This is a genomic window from Nocardia sp. NPDC055029 (assembly GCF_053608525.1).
On record NZ_JBSGVQ010000050.1, the window covers coordinates 1 to 17603 of the forward strand.

A 17603-nucleotide genomic window follows, 5' to 3' on the forward strand; every position below is an offset into this window, starting at 1 on the left:
CTACCGATCCGCGGCGGCCGTCGCCGTTTCCGGGTCAGGCCGCGGCGCCGGGGAGCACCCCGCGCAGGACGTCGTCGAGTGTGGAGGCGGTGACGCCGAAGGTGGTGCGCAGCGCGGCATCGTCGGCGACGAATTCGCGGTGCGACATGTGCTTGGTCTCGAACAGTTCCGCCCAGAACGGGTCGTCCTTGGCCAGCGCGGTGATCTCGGCGTCGGACAGCACGGCCAGCTCGGGCTCGGGCGCACCGGCCAGGGCCGCGAGCCTGCTCGCGACCGCGCGCACGGTGGTGGTGATGACCGGCGCGTGCCAGGCGCGGCCCCACGCGCGGTCGTCGCGGGCCACGGCGACCAGGGCAGCCGCCGCGTCGTCGATGGCGGTGAACGAATGCGCCAGGTCCAGTTCCTGCGGCACCTTCGCCTGCGCGCCCGCCAGTACCGCGGGCTGCACCAGCAGGGAGAAGATCGACACCGCGCCCGCGCCGAGGAACTGCCCGGCGCGCACCTCGGTGACGCGCAACCGGCCCGCCTCGTGCGCGGCCAGTGCCTCGGTCCACATCCTGGCCCTGACCTCGCCCTTGCCGCCGGTGGCTGCCAGCGGGGTCGTCTCGGTGACGACGCCGTCGACGGGTCCGTAGCCGTAGAGGTTGCCCATCATCACCAGGTTCGCGCCGACGGCTTCGGTGGCTGTCAGGATCGAACCGAACAGTGGCGGAACGGTTTCCGGCCATGTGTGGTAAGGCGGCATGGCCAGGTTGAAGACGGTCGCCGCCCCGGTGGCGTGCCCGATCAGGGCGTCGGTGTCGAGGGCGTCGAGCGCGACCAGGTCGACGCCGGAGTGTTCGGGGCCGAGTCCGCTGCGGCTGATCACCGTCACGTGGTCGCCGGACTCGGCCAGTGCCAGTGCGGTGGCGGACGCGGTGCCGCCGCGACCGATCACGACATGCTTGGTCATGCGAATTACCTTTCCCAGCAACATATTTCATGCTCCCTCCGGCGACCTCGCCGGGCACACAGGAAACAATGCCGCGCGGGCGGGGGCTAGACTAGTGGCCGGAATGCCAGCTATCCCAAGGATCAGGCCATGAAGACTGTTGCCGTCGTCGCCGTGCCGCCGGTGAAGTCGTTCGATCTGGCGATGCCGGGCTCGCTGATGGAGTCGGTGCTGGTCGACGGCGAACCCGCCTACCGGGTGCTCGTATGCACCGCCGACCCCGGTGTGGTGCTTGCCAATTCGGGTGGCTTCGATGTGGTGATCCCGCACGGGCTCGACGTGCTCGAGTCGGCCGACACCGTGATCGTGCCAAGCACCGGCAGCCGGACGGGCGCCGACCCGGTGATCCTGGCCGCCCTGCGCGCGGCGGTCGAGCGCGGCACCCTGGTCACCTCGATCTGCAGCGGCGCGTTCGTCCTGGCCCAGGCCGGACTGCTCGACGGGCGGACCGCGACCACGCACTGGGCGCTGGCCGACGAACTGGCACGTGCGCACCCGTCGGTCCGCGTGCGCACCGACGCGCTGTTCGTCGAGGACGGCCCGGTGACCACTTCGGCGGGCGCTGCCGCGGGAATCGACCTGTGCCTGCACCTGATTCGCGTGGACTACGGCGCCACCGTGGCCAACGAGGCGGCGCGGGCCGCCGTGGTCACCCCGGTGCGCCCCGGCGGGCAGGCCCAGTTCGTCGACACCGCACTACCGCCCGACGACGACCTGTCGCTCTCGGCCACCCGCAGCTGGGCGCTGGCCCGGCTCGACACTCCCCTGTCGCTGCGGGAACTCGCCGAGCACGCCAACACCAGCGTGCGAACGCTGACCCGGCGATTCCATGAGGAGACCGGGCTCAGCCCGCAGAAATGGCTGCTGCATCAGCGCATCCACCGGGCCAGGGAACTGCTGGAATCGACATCACTGCCGATCGATCAGGTCGCCAGGCACAGCGGCATCGGGTCGGCGGAATCGTTGCGCCAGCACATGATCCGTCAGCTGGGTGTTCCGCCGAGCGTTTACCGGGCGAACTTCACCACGGCCCGTTAGCCTGCGGGCCGGGATACGGCTGGAAGCCCGGCGGCAGGGCCGGGGCGAAGTAGGCCTTGGACTTGGGGTTCCACAGCAGGATCACCGCGGCCAGGCCGATGACGACGCCGACCACGGTGAAGGCCAGTGACTGCAGGTCGGCCTCGGGCGCGGCGAGCGTGCTGATCACGGCGACGACGGAGAACAACACATTGATGCCGAAGAACACCGTGCCGGTGACGCGGGCCCAGTTCTTTCCCGCACGGCAGGCGAAGGCCAGCCACACCCACAGCCCCGCCGTCACCAGTGAGGTGAGGATCCCGGCCGCGAGACCCGCGTACACGAGGATGTCGAGGTCGTCGCCACGGAACACCCCACCCGACGCTTCGAGCGCGTCCGAGCGGATCTGATCGATCGTGGTCAGCATGTAGGCGGCGCCGAGAACCGTGACCACCGCGCCGGTCAGCATCACGTAAAACGCCATCAGCACGTTCTGGGGCACGACCCGGGGACCGGCCTCGACCGGGACTCCAGGCGCCGCCGGATAAGGACTGCCGAGCGGGTTCGGCTGGGCGCCCGGATAGGCGCCCGCCTGCGGATAGGGCGACGCCCCGCCGGCCGGGCCTGGCATCGCCTGCGACGCCGCCGCATTCGAGTACGGCGCCCCAGCCGCACTCGGGTACGACGGCTGGGACGCGGCCGGATTCGGGTACGGCACTTCGCTCGCCTGCGGGTACGGCGGCTGGGGCGCGGCCGGATTCGCGTACGGCGGCTGTGGCACCACCGCATTCGGGTAGGGCACCGGCACTCCGGCCGCGTGCGGATACGGCGACTGGGGCGCGGCCGGATTCGCGTACGGAGCACCAGCCGCGTTCGGATACGGCGCAGGCCCCCCAGCGGCATTCGGATAGGGCGGTTGCGGCACCGTCGAGCCCGGGTTAGGCGGTGGCTGCGGAACCGCGTCGGGATATGACGTCAGCTCATCATCCTGCTGCCGCGGGATTCCGTGATCTGCGGACGAATCTGGCACGGTGTCTGCCCCCTCCATGTGAAGTCGGGCCAACTCTAGTCGCCGTGACCGAAACCGACCGGTCGACTATCCGAGCGTTCACCGGCCGGACAGCGCGAGCTCAGCGCACCTCGGCGCGCACCAGTTCCTGTGCGGCCGTGCGGTATCGGTCGGCGATCAGCCGGACCACCGCGGGATGCACACCGATCGGCTCGGCGACACCGTCGGCGCCCGCGTCGTGCAGACGCTGGTGGAACAGTCCGTGCGCGAGCAGGTACGAGGCGATGAAGACCCGCCCGGAGCCGGATTCCCGCAGGGACGCGACGACTTCGGGAACCCGCGGGGTACCGGTCGCGACATAGGCGATGCGCACCGGCGCACCGAGCTGTTCGGCCAGCATGCCCGCCGCGCGGCGGACATCCTGGCGTGCCCGCGCGTCCGAGGAACCCGCGGCGGCGAAGACCACCGCGTCACCGGGCCGCCAGCCCGCGGCGCGCAACCGCACCGCCATGATCCTGGTCAGCGCCGGATCCGGGCCCATGGCCGCGGTGACCGCGACCGAGGGATGGCCGCTCTCTTCGACCTCACGCGGCACATCCTGATAGACGTGATAGCCCGAGGCGAGGAACGCGGGCACGACAACCGCCGGTCCGTCGAGATCGCGCAGTACCTCCGACGGCGACGGCCCGAGCACGTCGACGAACGCGGTGCGCAGGGCCGTATTGGGCGCTGCCCCTTGCGCTTCGGCGCCGGGCTCGGACACCGTGGCGCCGAGTTCGGCCGCCACCGCGTCGGCGAGCGCGGCGATCATCTCGACGCCACGCGCGCTGCGGGTGCCGTGCGCGACGAGCACCAGAGCCGGATCACCCGGCCGGGCGGTGCTCACCACACCCCGATCGGTTGCGCGGGACGCGGCGAGCGGGCCGGCGTGCCGATGCCTGCCTGGTGCGGCGGCTGCACCGGCGGACGGGCCGGGGTGTCGGCGCAGTCGGCGGCGTCGAGCGCGAGCCGGTAGCCACGCTTGACCACGGTCTGGATCGCCTTGGGCGTGCCGAGACCGGCCCGCAGTCGCGCGATCGCGGTCTCCACCGCGTGGGTGTCGTCACCGCCGCCGGGCAGCGCCGACAGCAGGTCCTCGCGAGAGACGACCCGGCCGGGCTGACGGGCCAGCGAGCGCATCAACGCCATCGGCGCCGGCGCCAGCTGACGCACCTCACCGTCGACGACGACACAGCCACCACGCACGCTGATCAGATGACCGGCGGCGTAGATCCGGCTCGCCCGGCGCGGCAGTTCCTCGGCGACATGGCGGGCCAGCGCACCGAGGCGCGCGCGGCCGGGCATGGTGGTCGGCACGCCGAGTTCTTCCAGCGGCGCCGCGGTGATCGGGCCGACGCAGGCCGCGAGCACCCGCCCGCGCAGTGCGTGCAGCACCGACTCGAGCAGGCCGGTCTCCTTGGCGCGCATCAGCAGCGAGGCAACGGCGGGGGCGCTGGTGAAGGTGACGCAGTCGAGGCTGCCGGAGATGATCGACTCGATCATGGCGTCCATCGGGCCGCGATCGGCGGGCGGCTCCCAGCGGTACACCGGCACCGGGACCACGTCGGCGCCCGCGCAGCGCAGCACCTCGCAGAAGTCGGGAACCGGCTCCCACTCGGTGGTCGCGCCGTGCAGCTGCACGGCGATCCGCACGCCTTCGACGCCCTCGGCGAGCAGGTGATCGAGCACCTCGGCCGAGGACTCCGAGGCGGGCGACCATTCTTCGCGCAGTTCGGCGGCGCGGATCGCGCCCTTGGCCTTGGGGCCACGGGCCAGCATCCGGGTCGAGGCCAGCGTGTCACGCAGCACCTCGGCCAGACCCCAGCCCTCGGCCGCTTCCATCCAGCCGCGGAAACCGATGCCGGTGGTGGCGACGGTGATCTGCGGCGGATCGGCGATCAGCAGCTCGGTGACACGTTCGAGCTCGGTGTCGTCGGCCAGCGGGATGATGCGGATGGCGGGGGCGGACACCACGTTCGCGCCCTTGCGGGTGAGCAGAGTGCCGAATTCCTCGGCACGGCGGGCGGCGGTGACGCCGATGGTGAAGCCGGCAAGGCAGGGGCCACTGTCGGTGGGAGCAGTCATGGAATCAGCCGTCCGAGGATTCGAGGGCCGCGACCTGCACGGGCTCGTTGGATACCGCGACGACGCCACCGTCGAGCTGCACGGCGTAGACCGGGATGGACTGCGTCTCGTCGTCGAGACAGCGTCCGTCGATCAGCGAGAAAGCCTGCTTGAGCAGCGGCGACGCGACGACGGGGACACCGCCACGGTCACCGACGATGCCGCGCGACATCACCGCGGCCCGGCCGAACGGATCGATGTTGCCGACGGCGGCCAGCGTGCCGTCCGTGAGCAGGAACAGCGCGGCCTGCCGGCCACCCTGGAGTAGGACAGCAACGCCGCGGCCCGGGATCAGGAAGTCGAGTCGGCATGCCTGGGTCCAGGTCGCCGTCTCCGTGGTGATGGTGGGTGTGTCGATAACGGTCATCGTCGGTTCCTCCTCCGAACGCCTTACCTATTGGTACAGGCGCCCTGTTTCCGCAGGGTTAAGCGCTTATTTCCCGGCTGCTGCTGTGTCCGAGGCAACACCAACCGGCATGCCGGGCAGGCCGAGAAGCACGGGAACCTTGCGCTCGCCGCTGTCGTCGAACGAGATGGTCGGGTCGGCTTCGTCAGGGGCATTGACGAAGGAGACGAAGCGCGAGAGCTTGTTCTCGTCCTCGAGCACGGCTGCCCACTCGTCCTTGTAGCCGTCGACATGCTTGGCCATCGCGGCTTCCAGGTCCGCGGCGATGCCGAGGCTGTCGTCGCAGACGACGGCCTTCAGGTAGTCCATGCCACCCTCGAGCGCTTCCTGCCACGGCGCGGTGCGCTGCAGGCGGTCGGCGGTGCGGATGTAGAACATCAGGTAGCGGTCGATGTACTTGATCAGCGTCTCGTCGTCCAGGTCGCCGGCCAGCAGTACCGCGTGCTTGGGGGTCAGACCGCCGTTGCCGCCGACGTAGAGGTTCCAGCCGTGCTCGGTGGCGATCACGCCGACGTCCTTGCCGCGGGCCTCGGCGCACTCACGGGCGCAGCCCGAGACGGCCAGCTTCAGCTTGTGCGGCGAGCGCAGGCCGCGGTAGCGCTTCTCCAGCAGCACGGCCATGCCGACCGAGTCCTGCTGGCCGTAGCGGCACCAGGTGGAACCGACGCAGCTCTTGACGGTGCGCAGCGACTTGCCGTACGCGTGGCCCGACTCCATGCCCGCGTCGACCAGGCGCTTCCAGATCAGCGGCAGCTGCTCCACGGTCGCGCCGAACAGGTCGATGCGCTGGCCACCGGTGACCTTGACGTAGAGGTCGAACTCCTTGGCGACCTCACCGATGACGATCAGCTGCTCGGCGGTGACCTCACCACCGGGCATCCGCGGCACCACCGAGTAGGTGCCGTTCTTCTGCATGTTGGCCAGGAAGTGGTCGTTGGTGTCCTGCAGGGCCGCCTGCTCGCCGTCGAGGATGTGGTCGCTCGAGGTCGACGCCAGGATCGAGGCGACGGTCGGCTTGCAGATGTCGCAGCCGGTGCCCTTGCCGTGCTTGGCGATCAGCTCGGAGAAGGTGCGGATACCGGTGACGGCGACGACATCGAACAGCTCGGCGCGCGACTGCTCGAAGTGCTCGCAGAGCGCCTTGGACATCGCCACGCCGGACTGCTCGAGCAGCTTCTTGATCATCGGCACACAGCCACCGCAGGAGGTACCGGCGTTGGTGCAGCTCTTGATGCCGGGGATGTCGCAGGCGCCCTCGGCGATCGCGCCGCAGATCGCACCCTTGCTGACGTTGTTGCAGGAGCAGATCTGGGCATCGTCGGGCAGCGCGTCGGCACCGAGTTCGGCGCCGGCCGGGGAGATCAGCGCGGCGGCGTCGGCGGGCAGCGGGCGACCGACCAGCGGGCGCAGGGCCGCGTACTGGCTGGCGTCACCGACCAGGATGCCGCCGAGCAGGGTCTGCGCGTCGTCGGAGACGACCAGCTTGGCGTAGGTGCCCTTGGCCGCGTCGTGCAGCACGACCTCGAGCGCGCCCTCGGTGGTGCCGTGCGCGTCACCGAAGGACGCCACGTCGACGCCCATCAGCTTCAGCTTGGTGGACATGTCGGCGCCGGGGAACTCCCCCGCGCCGCCGAGCAGGCGATCGGCGACGATCTCGGCGGTGGTGTAACCGGGCGCGACCAGGCCGTAGCAGACGCCCTCGACCGCGGCGCACTCACCGATCGCATAGACGCTGGGGTCCGAGGTCTGCAGGCTGAGGTCGGTCAGGATGCCGCCGCGGGCGCCGATCTCCAGGCCCGCCGCCTTGGCCAGCGCGTCGTGCGGGCGGATACCGGCCGAGAACACCACCAGCGAGGCGTGGATCTCGGACTCGTCCGACAGGTGCAGGGTGACGTTGTTCGCCCCCTCCTCCTCGATCGAGACGATCTTGGCGGTGCCGACGCCGGTGTGCACGTTGAGGCCGATGTCGGTGACCAGCTTCTCCAGGATCGCGCCACCACCGGCGTCGACCTGGGCGGGCATCAGGCGGTCGTTGTACTCGATGACGTGCGGGGTCATGCCCATCAGCCGCAGCGCGTTGGCGGCTTCCAGGCCGAGCAGACCACCACCGACGACGACGCCGTGCGCGCCGGGACCGGCCGCGTCGGCGGCGGCACGGATGCCGTCGAGGTCGTCGATGGTGCGGTAGACGAAGCACTCGGGCAGATCGTGGCCGGGCACCGGCGGGACGAACGGGTACGAGCCGGTGGCCATGACGAGCGCGTCGTAGGCGATGACGTCACCGGTGGAGCTGGTGACGGTCTTGGCCGCGGTGTCGATGGACTCGCCGCGCTGGCCCAGCCGCAGGTCGACCAGGGCGTCGCCGTCGTAGGTGTTACCGGGCAGCGCCAGCTCCTCGGCCTTCCAGCTGCCGACGTAGTAGGACAGACCGACGCGGTCGTAGGCGGGCAGCTTCTCCTCGGAGAGGATGACGATCTGCCACTGACCGGCCTCGTCGCGCGAGCGCAGGGCCTCGACGAAGCGGTGACCGACCATGCCGTGGCCGACCACGACCACTGTCTTGCGAGTGCTGTTCATGAGAGTGACCTCCTTGGTAGTGGTCGGGTAGTCAGCGAGCCGACGTATTGGCCGACGAAGCGTTGGTTTCGGCCTCGAGGACCAGGGACTCGGCCTCGACCACGACATCGGAGTCGGTAGGCACGGTGGACAGGCGGGGACGGCGCAGGAACACCGTCCAGGTGACGGCCGCGCAGACCACGTAGAAGGCGAGGAACACCCAGAACGCGGTGGTGGCCGAGGCGGTGCTCGCGTAGGAACTGCGCAGCACCATGTTGATGCCGACGCCACCCAGGGAGCCGATCGCGCCGACGAAGCCGATCAGGGCGCCTCCGGCGTTCTGCGACCACGCGGCCTGCTCGGTGCGCGAGACCGGCAGGCTCTTGGACTTGGCCTCGAACACCGACGGGATGATCTTGGTGACGGCGCCGTTGCCGAAACCGGAGAGCACGAACAGGGCGATGAAGCCGACGACCAGCAAGGCCATGGTGGCGCCGGAGGCGACCCCGTTGTTGCGGTCGGCCATCGTCGAGGCGACGATCACGATCAGCGCGGCGGCCATCATGGCGCCGAAGGTGCCGAGCGCGACCCTGCTGCCACCGATCCGGTCGGCCATCTTGCCGCCGTACGGGCGGGCCAGCGAACCGAGCAGCGGGCCGATGAACGCGATCGAGGCGGCGTGCACGGCGGCCTGGGCGGCGGTGTCGCCACCGGCCTTGAAGCTGATCTGCAGGATCTGGCCGAAGGCGAAGCTGTAGCCGATGAACGAACCGAAGGTGCCGATGTAGAGGAAGGCGATCGCCCAGGACTGCGGCACCCGCAGGGCCTTGCCCATGTAGGACAGGTCGGCCTTCTGGTTGGTCAGGTTGTCCATGTACAGCGCCGCGCCGACCGCGGTGAGACCGACGAGGACCAGGTAGATCGCGCAGATGAGGTAGGCGTAGTCGCCGCCGAGGGTGACCAGCACCAGCAGGCCGAGCAGCTGGATCACCGGGACACCGATATTGCCGCCGCCCGCGTTCATGCCCAGCGCCCAGCCCTTGAGCCGCTGCGGGTAGAAGGCGTTGATGTTGGTCATCGACGAGGCGAAGTTGCCGCCACCGACACCGGCGAACGCGGCGACGACCAGGAAGGTCGTGTACGAGGTGCCCGGCTGGGTGACGAAGTACAGCGTCAGCAGCAGCGGGACCACCAGCAGCAGCGCGCTGAAGATCGTCCAGTTGCGACCGCCGAAGCGAGCGGTGGCCACGGTGTAGGGGATCCGCAGGAACCCGCCGACCAGGGTCGGCATGGCGACCAGGAAGAACTTGCCCGCCGGGTCGATGCCGAACTTGTCGGCGGGCATGAACAGCACCATCACCGACCAGATCGACCACACCGAGAACCCGATGTGTTCGGCGAACACCGACCAGATCAGGTTGCGCTTGGCAACATCCTTGCCGCCGGCCTCCCAGGCCGCGACATCTTCCGCATCCCAGTGCTCGATGTCGTGGTTACGCTTCAGCGTGCTCAAGTTGGGCCTCCCAAAAGTGCGATGGCCCAACGGTAGGAAATGGGTATTGCCGAAATGCTGCGGGAAATTGCGCCCGAATCAACGGTTTCTCACCGAGGCCCGGTCAGAGGGGTGAGATTGAGGCCTTTGTTTCCGGCATGTGACGCAGCGATTTCAACAGGTAAGGAACCTGCCAGAAATTGCCAGAAACCCCAGTGAGGTGTGACCTACACAGCATTACTCTCGACGCACACCCGCGCAACTCGAACGGTGAGATTCCGCGATCAATTCCAGGTGTCCTCGAGCATCCGCGGCTTGCAGGCCTGCCAGGCGCCCGCGAGCAGCACGCCCAGCGCCACGAGCAGCATGGCGAACGGGGCCGACCAGCCGCCGGTCCAGGTGTGCAGCATGCCGAACAGCAACGGGCCGGCGCAGGCGACGGCGTAACCGACGCCCTGGGTGAACCCGGACAGCGCGGCCGAGCCCCGTGGGGTGCGGGTGCGCAGGTTGATCAGGGTCAGCGCCATCGGGAAGGTGCTCGGGCCGAGGCCGAGCAGCACCACCCACAGCACCGGCACGCTCATGGGCGCGATCAGCAGACCGGCGAAGGCGATGACGAACAGCACCATGCAGCCGACGACGACGGGGAACGGATTGCGCATCCGCGAGACCACGGTCGGCGCGCCGAGCGCGGGGATCAGGCCCATCAGCGCGAACAGCCCGACCATGCTGCCGCCGAAACCGGCGCTCGCGCCCGCGTCGGACAGGATCTTGGGCAGCCAGGCGAACATCGCGTAGGTGGTCAGCGAGGTCATGCCGAACATCGCGGCCATCCCCCAGGCCACCGGCGACCGCCAGACTTTGCCTGCGGCCGTTGACGATTCGGCGGGCAACGCGGTGACGTCGACCCGGTCGCGACCCTTGCGGTCACGCAGCACGAACAGCCACGGCACCGCGGCGGCGAAGCCGACCAGCGCCCACACACCCATCGAGATCCGCCACCCATGGTCCTGCGCCAGCGGCACCGCGACGAACGCGGGCACGACGGTGCTCAACTGCACCATCACGATGTAAAGGGAGCTGATCGCCGCCAGCTGATCGGCGAAATACCGCTTCACCAGCGGCGGGATCACGACATTGCCGATACCCATACCGAGCAGCACCACGCCGGAGAAGGCCAGCAGCTCGCCGGTCCCGGCGGCGAACACGCGGGTGAGCGACCCCGTCCCGGCCAGCAGCATCGCGATGAGCACCGTGCGCTCCAGCCCGAAACGGCGCACCAGCAGCGGCGTGACCAGCCCCGCGACAGCGAACATCGCGGTCGGCAGCATGCCGAACACGCCGACGATCGCGGTCCCGTACCCGATATCAGCGCCGATCTCCTCCGCCAGCGGACTGAACGCGGTCACCGCGGACCGCAACGTGAGCGCAGACATAACGATGGCCGCCAACACGAGCAGGCGGCCGCGAATCAGCGCCGACAGTCGACTACTGGTCTCCGGAGCACATGGGTAACTCGCCGGGGACGGGCTGACCTGGCCAACCGCATCCCGCCGGTCGCCTAGCACGGTCGACCCGGAGCTCGAGTCTGGCTTGAATTCGCGGAGAGGCGGCATCAGCAAATCATAGGATGACCCCATGATCGGTGCAATAATTTGTGAGCAGCGGTACCCTTGCTGACGTGCAACCCGTCCGGCGAACCAGCCTCATCGCCCAGGTCACCGAGCAGCTTCGGGCCGAAATCCGTTCCGGCCGTTGGCCTGTCGGTCAACGGATCCCCACCGAACCGGAGCTCACCGAGCTCACCGGGACCGGGCGCAATACCGTGCGCGAAGGCGTCCAAGCCCTCGTGCACGCGGGGATGCTCGAACGGCGCCAGGGCTCGGGCACCTATGTGATCGCCACCTCCGAGGTCGGCGGCACCCTGGCCAAGTACTTCGCCGACGCCGAGGAGCGCGACATCCTCGAACTCCGCCAAGCCCTCGACACCACCGCCGCGGGCCTGGCCGCCCGCCGCCGCGACGACACCGACATCGCCAATCTGCGCCGTCTGCTCGCCGAACGCAGCAACCGCAACTGGTCCGAGCCCGACCCGGTCGCCATCGCCGCCGACGTGGAACTGCACCGGGCGATCGTCGTCGCCAGCCACAACGCGGTGTATCTGGAGTTCTACGATTCGCTGCTGCCGATCATCGAGCACGTGATCCACGCGCGCACCGCCCGCTCCGACGACGCCTACGACACCGAGCACGCCGAGCTCGTGCAGGCCGTCATCGACGGCGACGCCGACAAGGCCATGCAGGCGACCCGCTGCTTCCTCGATTCACTCATCGCGCAGTACCCGGACCGCTGATGTAACCAGGCAGTCACCAGCGGCCGTTTTCGGCGGTGAGGCCGAGTTGGCTGGAACTTCACCTGAGGCCATTGCCACGCAACAACCGGCTTCTACCTTTATCTCGACCCCGCAAGAGGCGCATCGAACACCACGAAAGACGATGCGCCTCTATCGAGCCCGATCGAGAGGAAGCCGATGACCGCAATCGCCGCCACCGGCCAGGAGACGGAAGCCCCGTCCTTCGAATATCAGAAGAAGGGTCGCTGGCTGACCCAGTGGAACCCCGACAATCCGGAGTTCTGGGAAGCCGGCGGCAAGCAGACGGCCCGCAAGAACCTCTGGTTCTCGGTCTTCGCCGAGAACCTCGGCTTCAGCATCTGGGTGATCTGGGGCTCCATCGTCACCACCATGGGTTTGGCCGGCTTCGACTTTCTGGCCGGCCTGGGCAAGGGCAACCCGACCGCTGTCAGCAACGCCCTGCTGCTGACCTCCATCCCGACCCTGGTCGGCGCCGCCCTGCGCATCCCCTACACCTTCGCCGTCCCGAAATTCGGTGGTCGCGCCTTCACCGCGTTCAGCGCGGCGATGCTGTTCATCCCGACCCTCGGCATCCTGTACTTCGTCAACCAGCCGAGCACGCCCATGTGGGTGTTCCTCGTGCTGGCCTCGCTGGCCGGTGTCGGTGGCGGTAACTTCTCGTCGTCGATGGCCAACATCTCGTTCTTCTTCCCGGAGGGCAAGAAGGGCGCCGCACTGGGCCTCAACGCCGCGGGCGGCAACCTCGGTGTCGCGCAGACCCAGCTGATCGTGCCGCTGCTGATCACCTTCGGCACCCACCTGATGGCCAAGGACGCGGGCGGCTACCGCTTCGGTATCACCCTCGCCGTGCTGTTCTGGCTGCCGTTCATCGTCGTCGCCACCGTCGGCGCGCTGTACTTCATGGATTCCATCGCCGAGGCGAAGTCCGACGGCAAGTCCTACAAGCTGGCCCTGACCAACCGGCACACCTGGATCATGGCCTTCCTCTACATCGGCACCTTCGGTTCGTTCATCGGCTTCTCCTTCGCCTTCCCGACGCTGATCAAGGCCACCTTCCCCGACCTGGCCAAGATCGGCTGGATCACCACCCTCGGTAACCTCGCCTTCCTCGGCGCGCTGGTCGGTTCGTTCAGCCGTCCGTTCGGCGGCTGGGTCTCCGACAAGATCGGCGGCGGCGCCAAGATCACCGTCTACGTCTTCGGCGGCATGTCGATCTCGGTCGCGTTCATCGTCCTCGCGGTGGACCTGAAGAGCTTCCCGCTCTACCTGGCCGCCTTCCTGGCACTGTTCGTCCTGGCAGGCATCGGCAACGGCTCCACCTACCGGATGATCCCGTCGATCTTCAACGCCACCGCCAAGAAGTACGCCTCCGAGCACGGCATCGACATCGCCGAGGCCGCCATCTCGGCCAAGCGCCAGGCAGGCGCCGCCATCGGCGTCATCGGCGCCGTCGGTGCGGCGGGCGGCTTCGTCGTCCAGCAGGCGCTGCGCCTGTCCAACGTCCACCTGAAGACCATGGCCCCCGCCTTCTGGGCCTACGCCGTCGTGTTCCTGGTGATGGCCGCGGTCACCTGGTGGTGCTACCTGCGCACCAGCTTCGCCGCCGACCGGGCACCCTCGCTGGCCTACGCCAGCGTCTGAGCCAACCACCGAAACCCGAGAGCCACGTTCGGATTCCCCTCTCCGAACGTGGCTCTCGGCTGTGTGGCAACACATCTCGGCCACAACGTCCCTGAACCCCGAAACGTATTCCGCCGCAACCGATGACAGCGACGTGGACGAGCGTCCACACTGTAGGGGGCGTACGGAGGGGTCATCGATGAGAATTCGTCCACGGCAACAACTTCTGGATCTGTGGCGCGCGCACCTGCGGACCTCGTTCCGCGAGGACAGGTGGGTCTGGGGCGGACGTGACGGACGCAATTCGATCAGCGACGCCGAGCAGTTGATGTGTCTGCTGTATCCGTCGACCGAATTGACAAGCTTCGCCCTCGACCCCGACAGCATCGCGACGGCCGACGACGTCGCCGCCACCGTGGCGGTGCTCGGCGGCGACATCCAGGTCGGCGCCACCCTGGTGACCAAGATCGAGGAGTTCTTCGACACCTATACCGACGCCGACGGGGAGCCGCTTTTCGCGGGTGGCAGCTACTTTCGTGATGTGGGCTTCGGCGAACCGTCGGCCGCGCAGCGTCAGCTCGAAGTGGTCGACTCGTACTCGATGTCGCTGAGTCTGTGTATCGCGTCGTTGCGCTTCCTGCGCGGTCTCCAGCGGTACCTGGTGCACGAGGTACGCCGCGACGCTCGGCGGCTCGACGATCGCATCGCCGCGCTGACACCACGGGTGAGCATCCGGCTGACCGCCGCGATGGCCGGTTTGATCCGCAGTTTCGTGATCCACACGCCGGCGTTCTCCGCCCCCGCCGGGCAGGAGATCCTGAAACTGGTCAACCAGACCGGCGCGCCGGTCAAGGATGTCATCGCCGAGTTCTCCGCCGCCCTCGAGCAGATCCGCGTGCAAGCCGAGAATGACGTGCGCAGCGGCCACGCCGCCGATATCGACCTGCGCGATGACAACCTTGCCTTCGAATGCGGCTGGTCGTGGGGCGTCGACGCGAACGCGGGCGACCTCCCCGGGGTCACCCACCGTGTGGCGACCCAGCCGGGTTACGCGGTCACCGAGCCGTACCTCTATTTCACCCTCGTCGCCCTCGACGGCATCAAAGACCTCTACTCCCAGCGCACCCAGGAACCGGCGTTGCTCGAGCCACATCAGCTGCAGCTCGCGGAATCGCTCAAGCGCCGTGCGGAACTGACCCAGCGCTACTGGTCGACGATCTCGCGCTTCGGAACCGGGCGCTGGCCGCTGGAGGACCTGCCCTGGCGCACCTCCGACGGAAAGCAGTCGGACTACTACAGCCTGGCCGTGACCGCATTCCTCATCCAGGACCTGCTGGAACGAGAATCCACCACCGATCTGGCGCGAACCGTCGCGGTGCTGCGGCAGCTGGCGCAGCGGGCGCGGATCACCAACCGGGAGATTCCCGACGATCCCGCCGCTCTGCTGCACTATCCCGGAGTCACCTTGACACTCAAGGGATCCCAGGCCGTCGAATCTGGTCCGCTCCTGGGCTACCACGTCGGTGACTTCGCGACACTGCTCCTCAAACGCAGTCTGCAGGCCGCGCGGCTGGCGCTCGACGTGGATACCCGCGAGCAACTGCTCGACCTGGCAGCCTCGGCCATGGAGCATATGAATAACCGGGCTATCTCCGGTGGCCCCGCCGCGGGCCTGTGGGACAACCTCGCGCCGGCCGACGACGACAGCGGGGCGGCGCCCTCGTGGTTCCTGACCGAACGCATGATGGAGTGCCTGGTTGTCGCGTACAACACCTACATTCGTCCCCCGCTGGCGACCACGAGGATGGTAGACGCCGCGATCGGCAGGATCAGCGAGGCCGAGCACCTGCTCAATCAGGAGTTTCTCCAGGTCAGCGACGCCATGTACTCATCGCGCTTCAAGGAGCTCGAGGCGATCCAGCAGGCGCTGGACCGGGCCGGTGCGATCCGGGCCAAACGGCCGCACACCGCCGAGGCACTGGCCGCCGACGCACTGCTGCGCCTCGACGCGCTCGCCTACGCCCGGGAGGACGCCACCCGATGAGTTCGGACAACGCCGACTCGATGCTGGTCTTCGTGACCTCCGACAAAGGAGGGACGGGGCGCTCGGTCACCAGCTGCAACATCGCCTACCGGCTGTATCTGCGGGGCATGGATGTCGCGTATGTCGACTTCGATTTCGGGTCTCCGACGGCGGGCGCGCTGTTCGAGATCGGTCACGCCGAACGTGGCATCGCCGAAGGCCACGGGCTGCATTCGTATCTACTCGGCGACATCGGTGAGCCACAGCGACTGACCATCGGCCGCGAAACCGACCGCCCGCAGCTGCGCCGCGACGCACCAGGAGCAAGACAGCTGGTGCTGCTGCCCGGTGACGCGGGCGGCGGCGAATTCAGTTGCGACGACGCCATGATAGAGCGCGGCACCATCTTGCTCGCCGATCTGCTGACCGTCTTCGACGTGGTGATAGTCGATCTCAGCGCTGGACGCTCGGTCGCGCTCGAGATCGCGTTGCGAGCCACCGCCTCGCGGATGCTGCGGCACCGCGCGCATCGCTGGCTGGTCTTCCACCGCTGGACGCGCCAGCACGTGCTGGCGGCAGGCGGACTGATCCACGGACCGCACGGGTTGCTCAATGCCGCCGCGCAGTGGGATCACAACCCCGACGAGCTGCTGGCATCGACGCGCTGTGTGCGCACGGCGGTCGCCGCATCGGACTGGACCCGAACCGCGGACCACCCGCCCCAGGCAGCCTGGCTGAAAGAGCAGGCCAACGCATTGCGGGAACTCGCCATCGCCAATGGCATCGGCGCGGCCATGGTGCTGGGCCAGACGCCGATCGAGCCGATGCTGCAGTGGCGCGAACAGCTCATCCTCGACGCCGACGTCAACGCCCGGCTAGCCAATCCAGCGACCGTCGAGGCATACACCGATCTCGCGCGGCGACTGACCGATTCCGCAACATGGGATGTCGACTGAATGAACGTGCCGACCTATCGGGAGGCGTCGGAGGAATCCGCCCTCGCACCGCTACCCATGGCCCACCTGTCGATCGAGGTGGGCCACTTCCGCCACGAGGAAATCGTCTACGACACCGATCTGGTCCGCGCGCAATTCCGGCGAGCGGTGCCGCTGGTCGCCGCGTTCATCGAGTCGGCGCGCATCGAGTTCGGACCTGATACCCGGGTGAGCACCTGCTATCTCACCGACGACTACTTCCAACCCCGCTTCGAACCGGCGAAAGTGCTCGACCGGCTGTTGCAGGCGGCCGCGGACGCGGGACTGACCATCGACTATCTGGCCCGCGAATCCAGCTGCCACCAAGCTCCCGTGTTCGCGGGCGGGGTGGCCGTCGGTGAACCGATCCCGGTCGCGGAGATGGTCGCCGCCCGGCTGATCGCTCAGCCCGAGGACGAGGAAGTCGCCAACGGCCGCCGGCCACCGACCACCGAATCCGGGTGGTTGTGCAACGGACGCCGGGAGCAGAACGGCTCGTCGCGCTCCGCCATGCATCCGCAGCCATATCGGCCGCCACAGGAGTACGGACGCGGCGAGCATTCGATCTTCCTCGACGTGGAGTTATGGCACGACCGCGATGCGACCCGACGCTGGTCCTGCCCGTTCCTGGCCGGTGTGTGGCAACTGTTGCGCCTCGGCATGCTGCGCTATCACGGTGCGCCCGTGGTGGATCCGCAGCCTTGGCCCGCCGACCGGGAGTGGCCCGACCACTGGGCGGACCTACCGCCGGTGATCCGGCTCAATCCGGACGCGGCGCCCTTCACCGCGTATCGGACACTATCGATGCTGCCCAAGCGCTATCTGCTGATCGAATCGGCGGTGCGGGTCATCCTCGAGCATCTCGCACCGGATGACGATGTCACCGCCCAGATCGCGCTTCAAAGCATCGCCGAGCAGGTCCCGGTCTCGGCCAAAGTCGTTGAGCGAGTGGGACATCTGCTCCTGGATGGAACCTGA

The 17603-nt window shown here is 68.4% G+C and carries 14 protein-coding genes; 6 read left to right on the plus strand and 8 right to left on the minus strand.

Annotated features, from left to right (window positions below; translation table 11 throughout):
* Window positions 1-34: 34 nt before the first annotated feature.
* Window positions 35-952, minus strand: a complete 918-nt coding sequence (locus tag ACWF9G_RS30640; protein WP_452519595.1) for an NAD-dependent epimerase — start codon at window positions 950-952, stop codon at window positions 35-37.
* Window positions 953-1081: 129 nt separating this feature from the next.
* Here ACWF9G_RS30640 and ACWF9G_RS30645 point away from each other — a divergent pair, with 129 nt between their 5' ends.
* On the plus strand, window positions 1082-2029 hold the full coding sequence (locus ACWF9G_RS30645; protein ID WP_379307850.1) for a GlxA family transcriptional regulator: 948 nt from the start codon (window positions 1082-1084) through the stop codon (window positions 2027-2029).
* Here the strand turns inward: ACWF9G_RS30645 and ACWF9G_RS30650 are convergent.
* From ACWF9G_RS30650 to ACWF9G_RS30680, 7 genes are all read right to left on the minus strand, one after another.
* Window positions 2013-2810, minus strand: a complete 798-nt coding sequence (locus tag ACWF9G_RS30650; protein WP_379307851.1) for a hypothetical protein — start codon at window positions 2808-2810, stop codon at window positions 2013-2015. The genes ACWF9G_RS30645 and ACWF9G_RS30650 overlap by 17 nt on opposite strands.
* Before the next feature lie 328 nt (window positions 2811-3138).
* A complete protein-coding gene (locus tag ACWF9G_RS30655; RefSeq protein WP_379307906.1) occupies window positions 3139-3828 on the minus strand; it encodes a sirohydrochlorin chelatase in 690 nt (229 codons plus the stop codon).
* Between the two features lie 71 nt (window positions 3829-3899).
* Window positions 3900-5141, minus strand: coding sequence for a uroporphyrinogen-III synthase (locus ACWF9G_RS30660; protein ID WP_452519596.1), 1242 nt, complete (start codon window positions 5139-5141; stop codon window positions 3900-3902).
* 4 nt (window positions 5142-5145) lie between these two features.
* Window positions 5146-5547 carry a nitrite reductase small subunit NirD gene (gene nirD, locus ACWF9G_RS30665; RefSeq protein WP_379307853.1) on the minus strand — a complete coding sequence of 134 codons (402 nt, stop codon included), beginning with the start codon at window positions 5545-5547 and terminating at the stop codon, window positions 5146-5148.
* 66 nt (window positions 5548-5613) lie between these two features.
* Window positions 5614-8163, minus strand: a complete 2550-nt coding sequence (gene nirB / locus ACWF9G_RS30670; RefSeq protein WP_452519598.1) for a nitrite reductase large subunit NirB — start codon at window positions 8161-8163, stop codon at window positions 5614-5616.
* 31 nt (window positions 8164-8194) lie between these two features.
* The gene (locus ACWF9G_RS30675) at window positions 8195-9655 is read right to left on the minus strand and encodes a nitrate/nitrite transporter (RefSeq protein ID WP_452519600.1); all 1461 of its coding nucleotides are present in this window, start codon (window positions 9653-9655) and stop codon (window positions 8195-8197) included.
* A gap of 263 nt (window positions 9656-9918) precedes the next feature.
* The gene (locus tag ACWF9G_RS30680) at window positions 9919-11070 is read right to left on the minus strand and encodes an MFS transporter (protein WP_379307856.1); all 1152 of its coding nucleotides are present in this window, start codon (window positions 11068-11070) and stop codon (window positions 9919-9921) included.
* Between the two features lie 245 nt (window positions 11071-11315).
* Between ACWF9G_RS30680 and ACWF9G_RS30685 the strand changes: the two genes are divergently transcribed.
* From ACWF9G_RS30685 to ACWF9G_RS30705, 5 genes are all read left to right on the plus strand, one after another.
* Window positions 11316-11987, plus strand: a complete 672-nt coding sequence (locus ACWF9G_RS30685; protein WP_379038097.1) for a FadR/GntR family transcriptional regulator — start codon at window positions 11316-11318, stop codon at window positions 11985-11987.
* A 177-nt stretch (window positions 11988-12164) separates the two neighbouring features.
* Window positions 12165-13649, plus strand: a complete 1485-nt coding sequence (locus ACWF9G_RS30690; RefSeq protein WP_379307857.1) for an MFS transporter — start codon at window positions 12165-12167, stop codon at window positions 13647-13649.
* A 178-nt stretch (window positions 13650-13827) separates the two neighbouring features.
* Window positions 13828-15672, plus strand: a complete 1845-nt coding sequence (locus tag ACWF9G_RS30695) for an SCO2524 family protein (protein ID WP_452519602.1) — start codon at window positions 13828-13830, stop codon at window positions 15670-15672.
* Complete coding sequence (locus ACWF9G_RS30700; protein ID WP_452519603.1) at window positions 15669-16607, plus strand: SCO2523 family variant P-loop protein; 939 nt, start codon at window positions 15669-15671, stop codon at window positions 16605-16607. The genes ACWF9G_RS30695 and ACWF9G_RS30700 overlap by 4 nt, the downstream gene beginning before the upstream one ends.
* Window positions 16608-17603 carry an SCO2522 family protein gene (locus ACWF9G_RS30705; RefSeq protein WP_452519604.1) on the plus strand — a complete coding sequence of 332 codons (996 nt, stop codon included), beginning with the start codon at window positions 16608-16610 and terminating at the stop codon, window positions 17601-17603.

Excerpts from the sequence above, each read along its gene's own strand:
- ACWF9G_RS30640 (WP_452519595.1), bottom strand. The coding sequence starts at position 952 with ATGACCAAGCATGTCGTGATCGGTCGCGGCGGCACCGCGTCCGCCACC.
- ACWF9G_RS30645 (WP_379307850.1), top strand. The coding sequence starts at position 1,082 with ATGAAGACTGTTGCCGTCGTCGCCGTGCCGCCGGTGAAGTCGTTCGAT.
- ACWF9G_RS30655 (WP_379307906.1), bottom strand. The coding sequence starts at position 3,828 with ATGATCGCCGCGCTCGCCGACGCGGTGGCGGCCGAACTCGGCGCCACG.
- ACWF9G_RS30660 (WP_452519596.1), bottom strand. The coding sequence starts at position 5,141 with ATGACTGCTCCCACCGACAGTGGCCCCTGCCTTGCCGGCTTCACCATC.
- nirD (WP_379307853.1), bottom strand. The coding sequence starts at position 5,547 with ATGACCGTTATCGACACACCCACCATCACCACGGAGACGGCGACCTGG.
- nirB (WP_452519598.1), bottom strand. The coding sequence starts at position 8,163 with ATGAACAGCACTCGCAAGACAGTGGTCGTGGTCGGCCACGGCATGGTC.
- ACWF9G_RS30680 (WP_379307856.1), bottom strand. The coding sequence starts at position 11,070 with ATGTCTGCGCTCACGTTGCGGTCCGCGGTGACCGCGTTCAGTCCGCTG.
- ACWF9G_RS30690 (WP_379307857.1), top strand. The coding sequence starts at position 12,165 with ATGACCGCAATCGCCGCCACCGGCCAGGAGACGGAAGCCCCGTCCTTC.
- ACWF9G_RS30695 (WP_452519602.1), top strand. The coding sequence starts at position 13,828 with ATGAGAATTCGTCCACGGCAACAACTTCTGGATCTGTGGCGCGCGCAC.
- ACWF9G_RS30700 (WP_452519603.1), top strand. The coding sequence starts at position 15,669 with ATGAGTTCGGACAACGCCGACTCGATGCTGGTCTTCGTGACCTCCGAC.
- ACWF9G_RS30705 (WP_452519604.1), top strand. The coding sequence starts at position 16,608 with ATGAACGTGCCGACCTATCGGGAGGCGTCGGAGGAATCCGCCCTCGCA.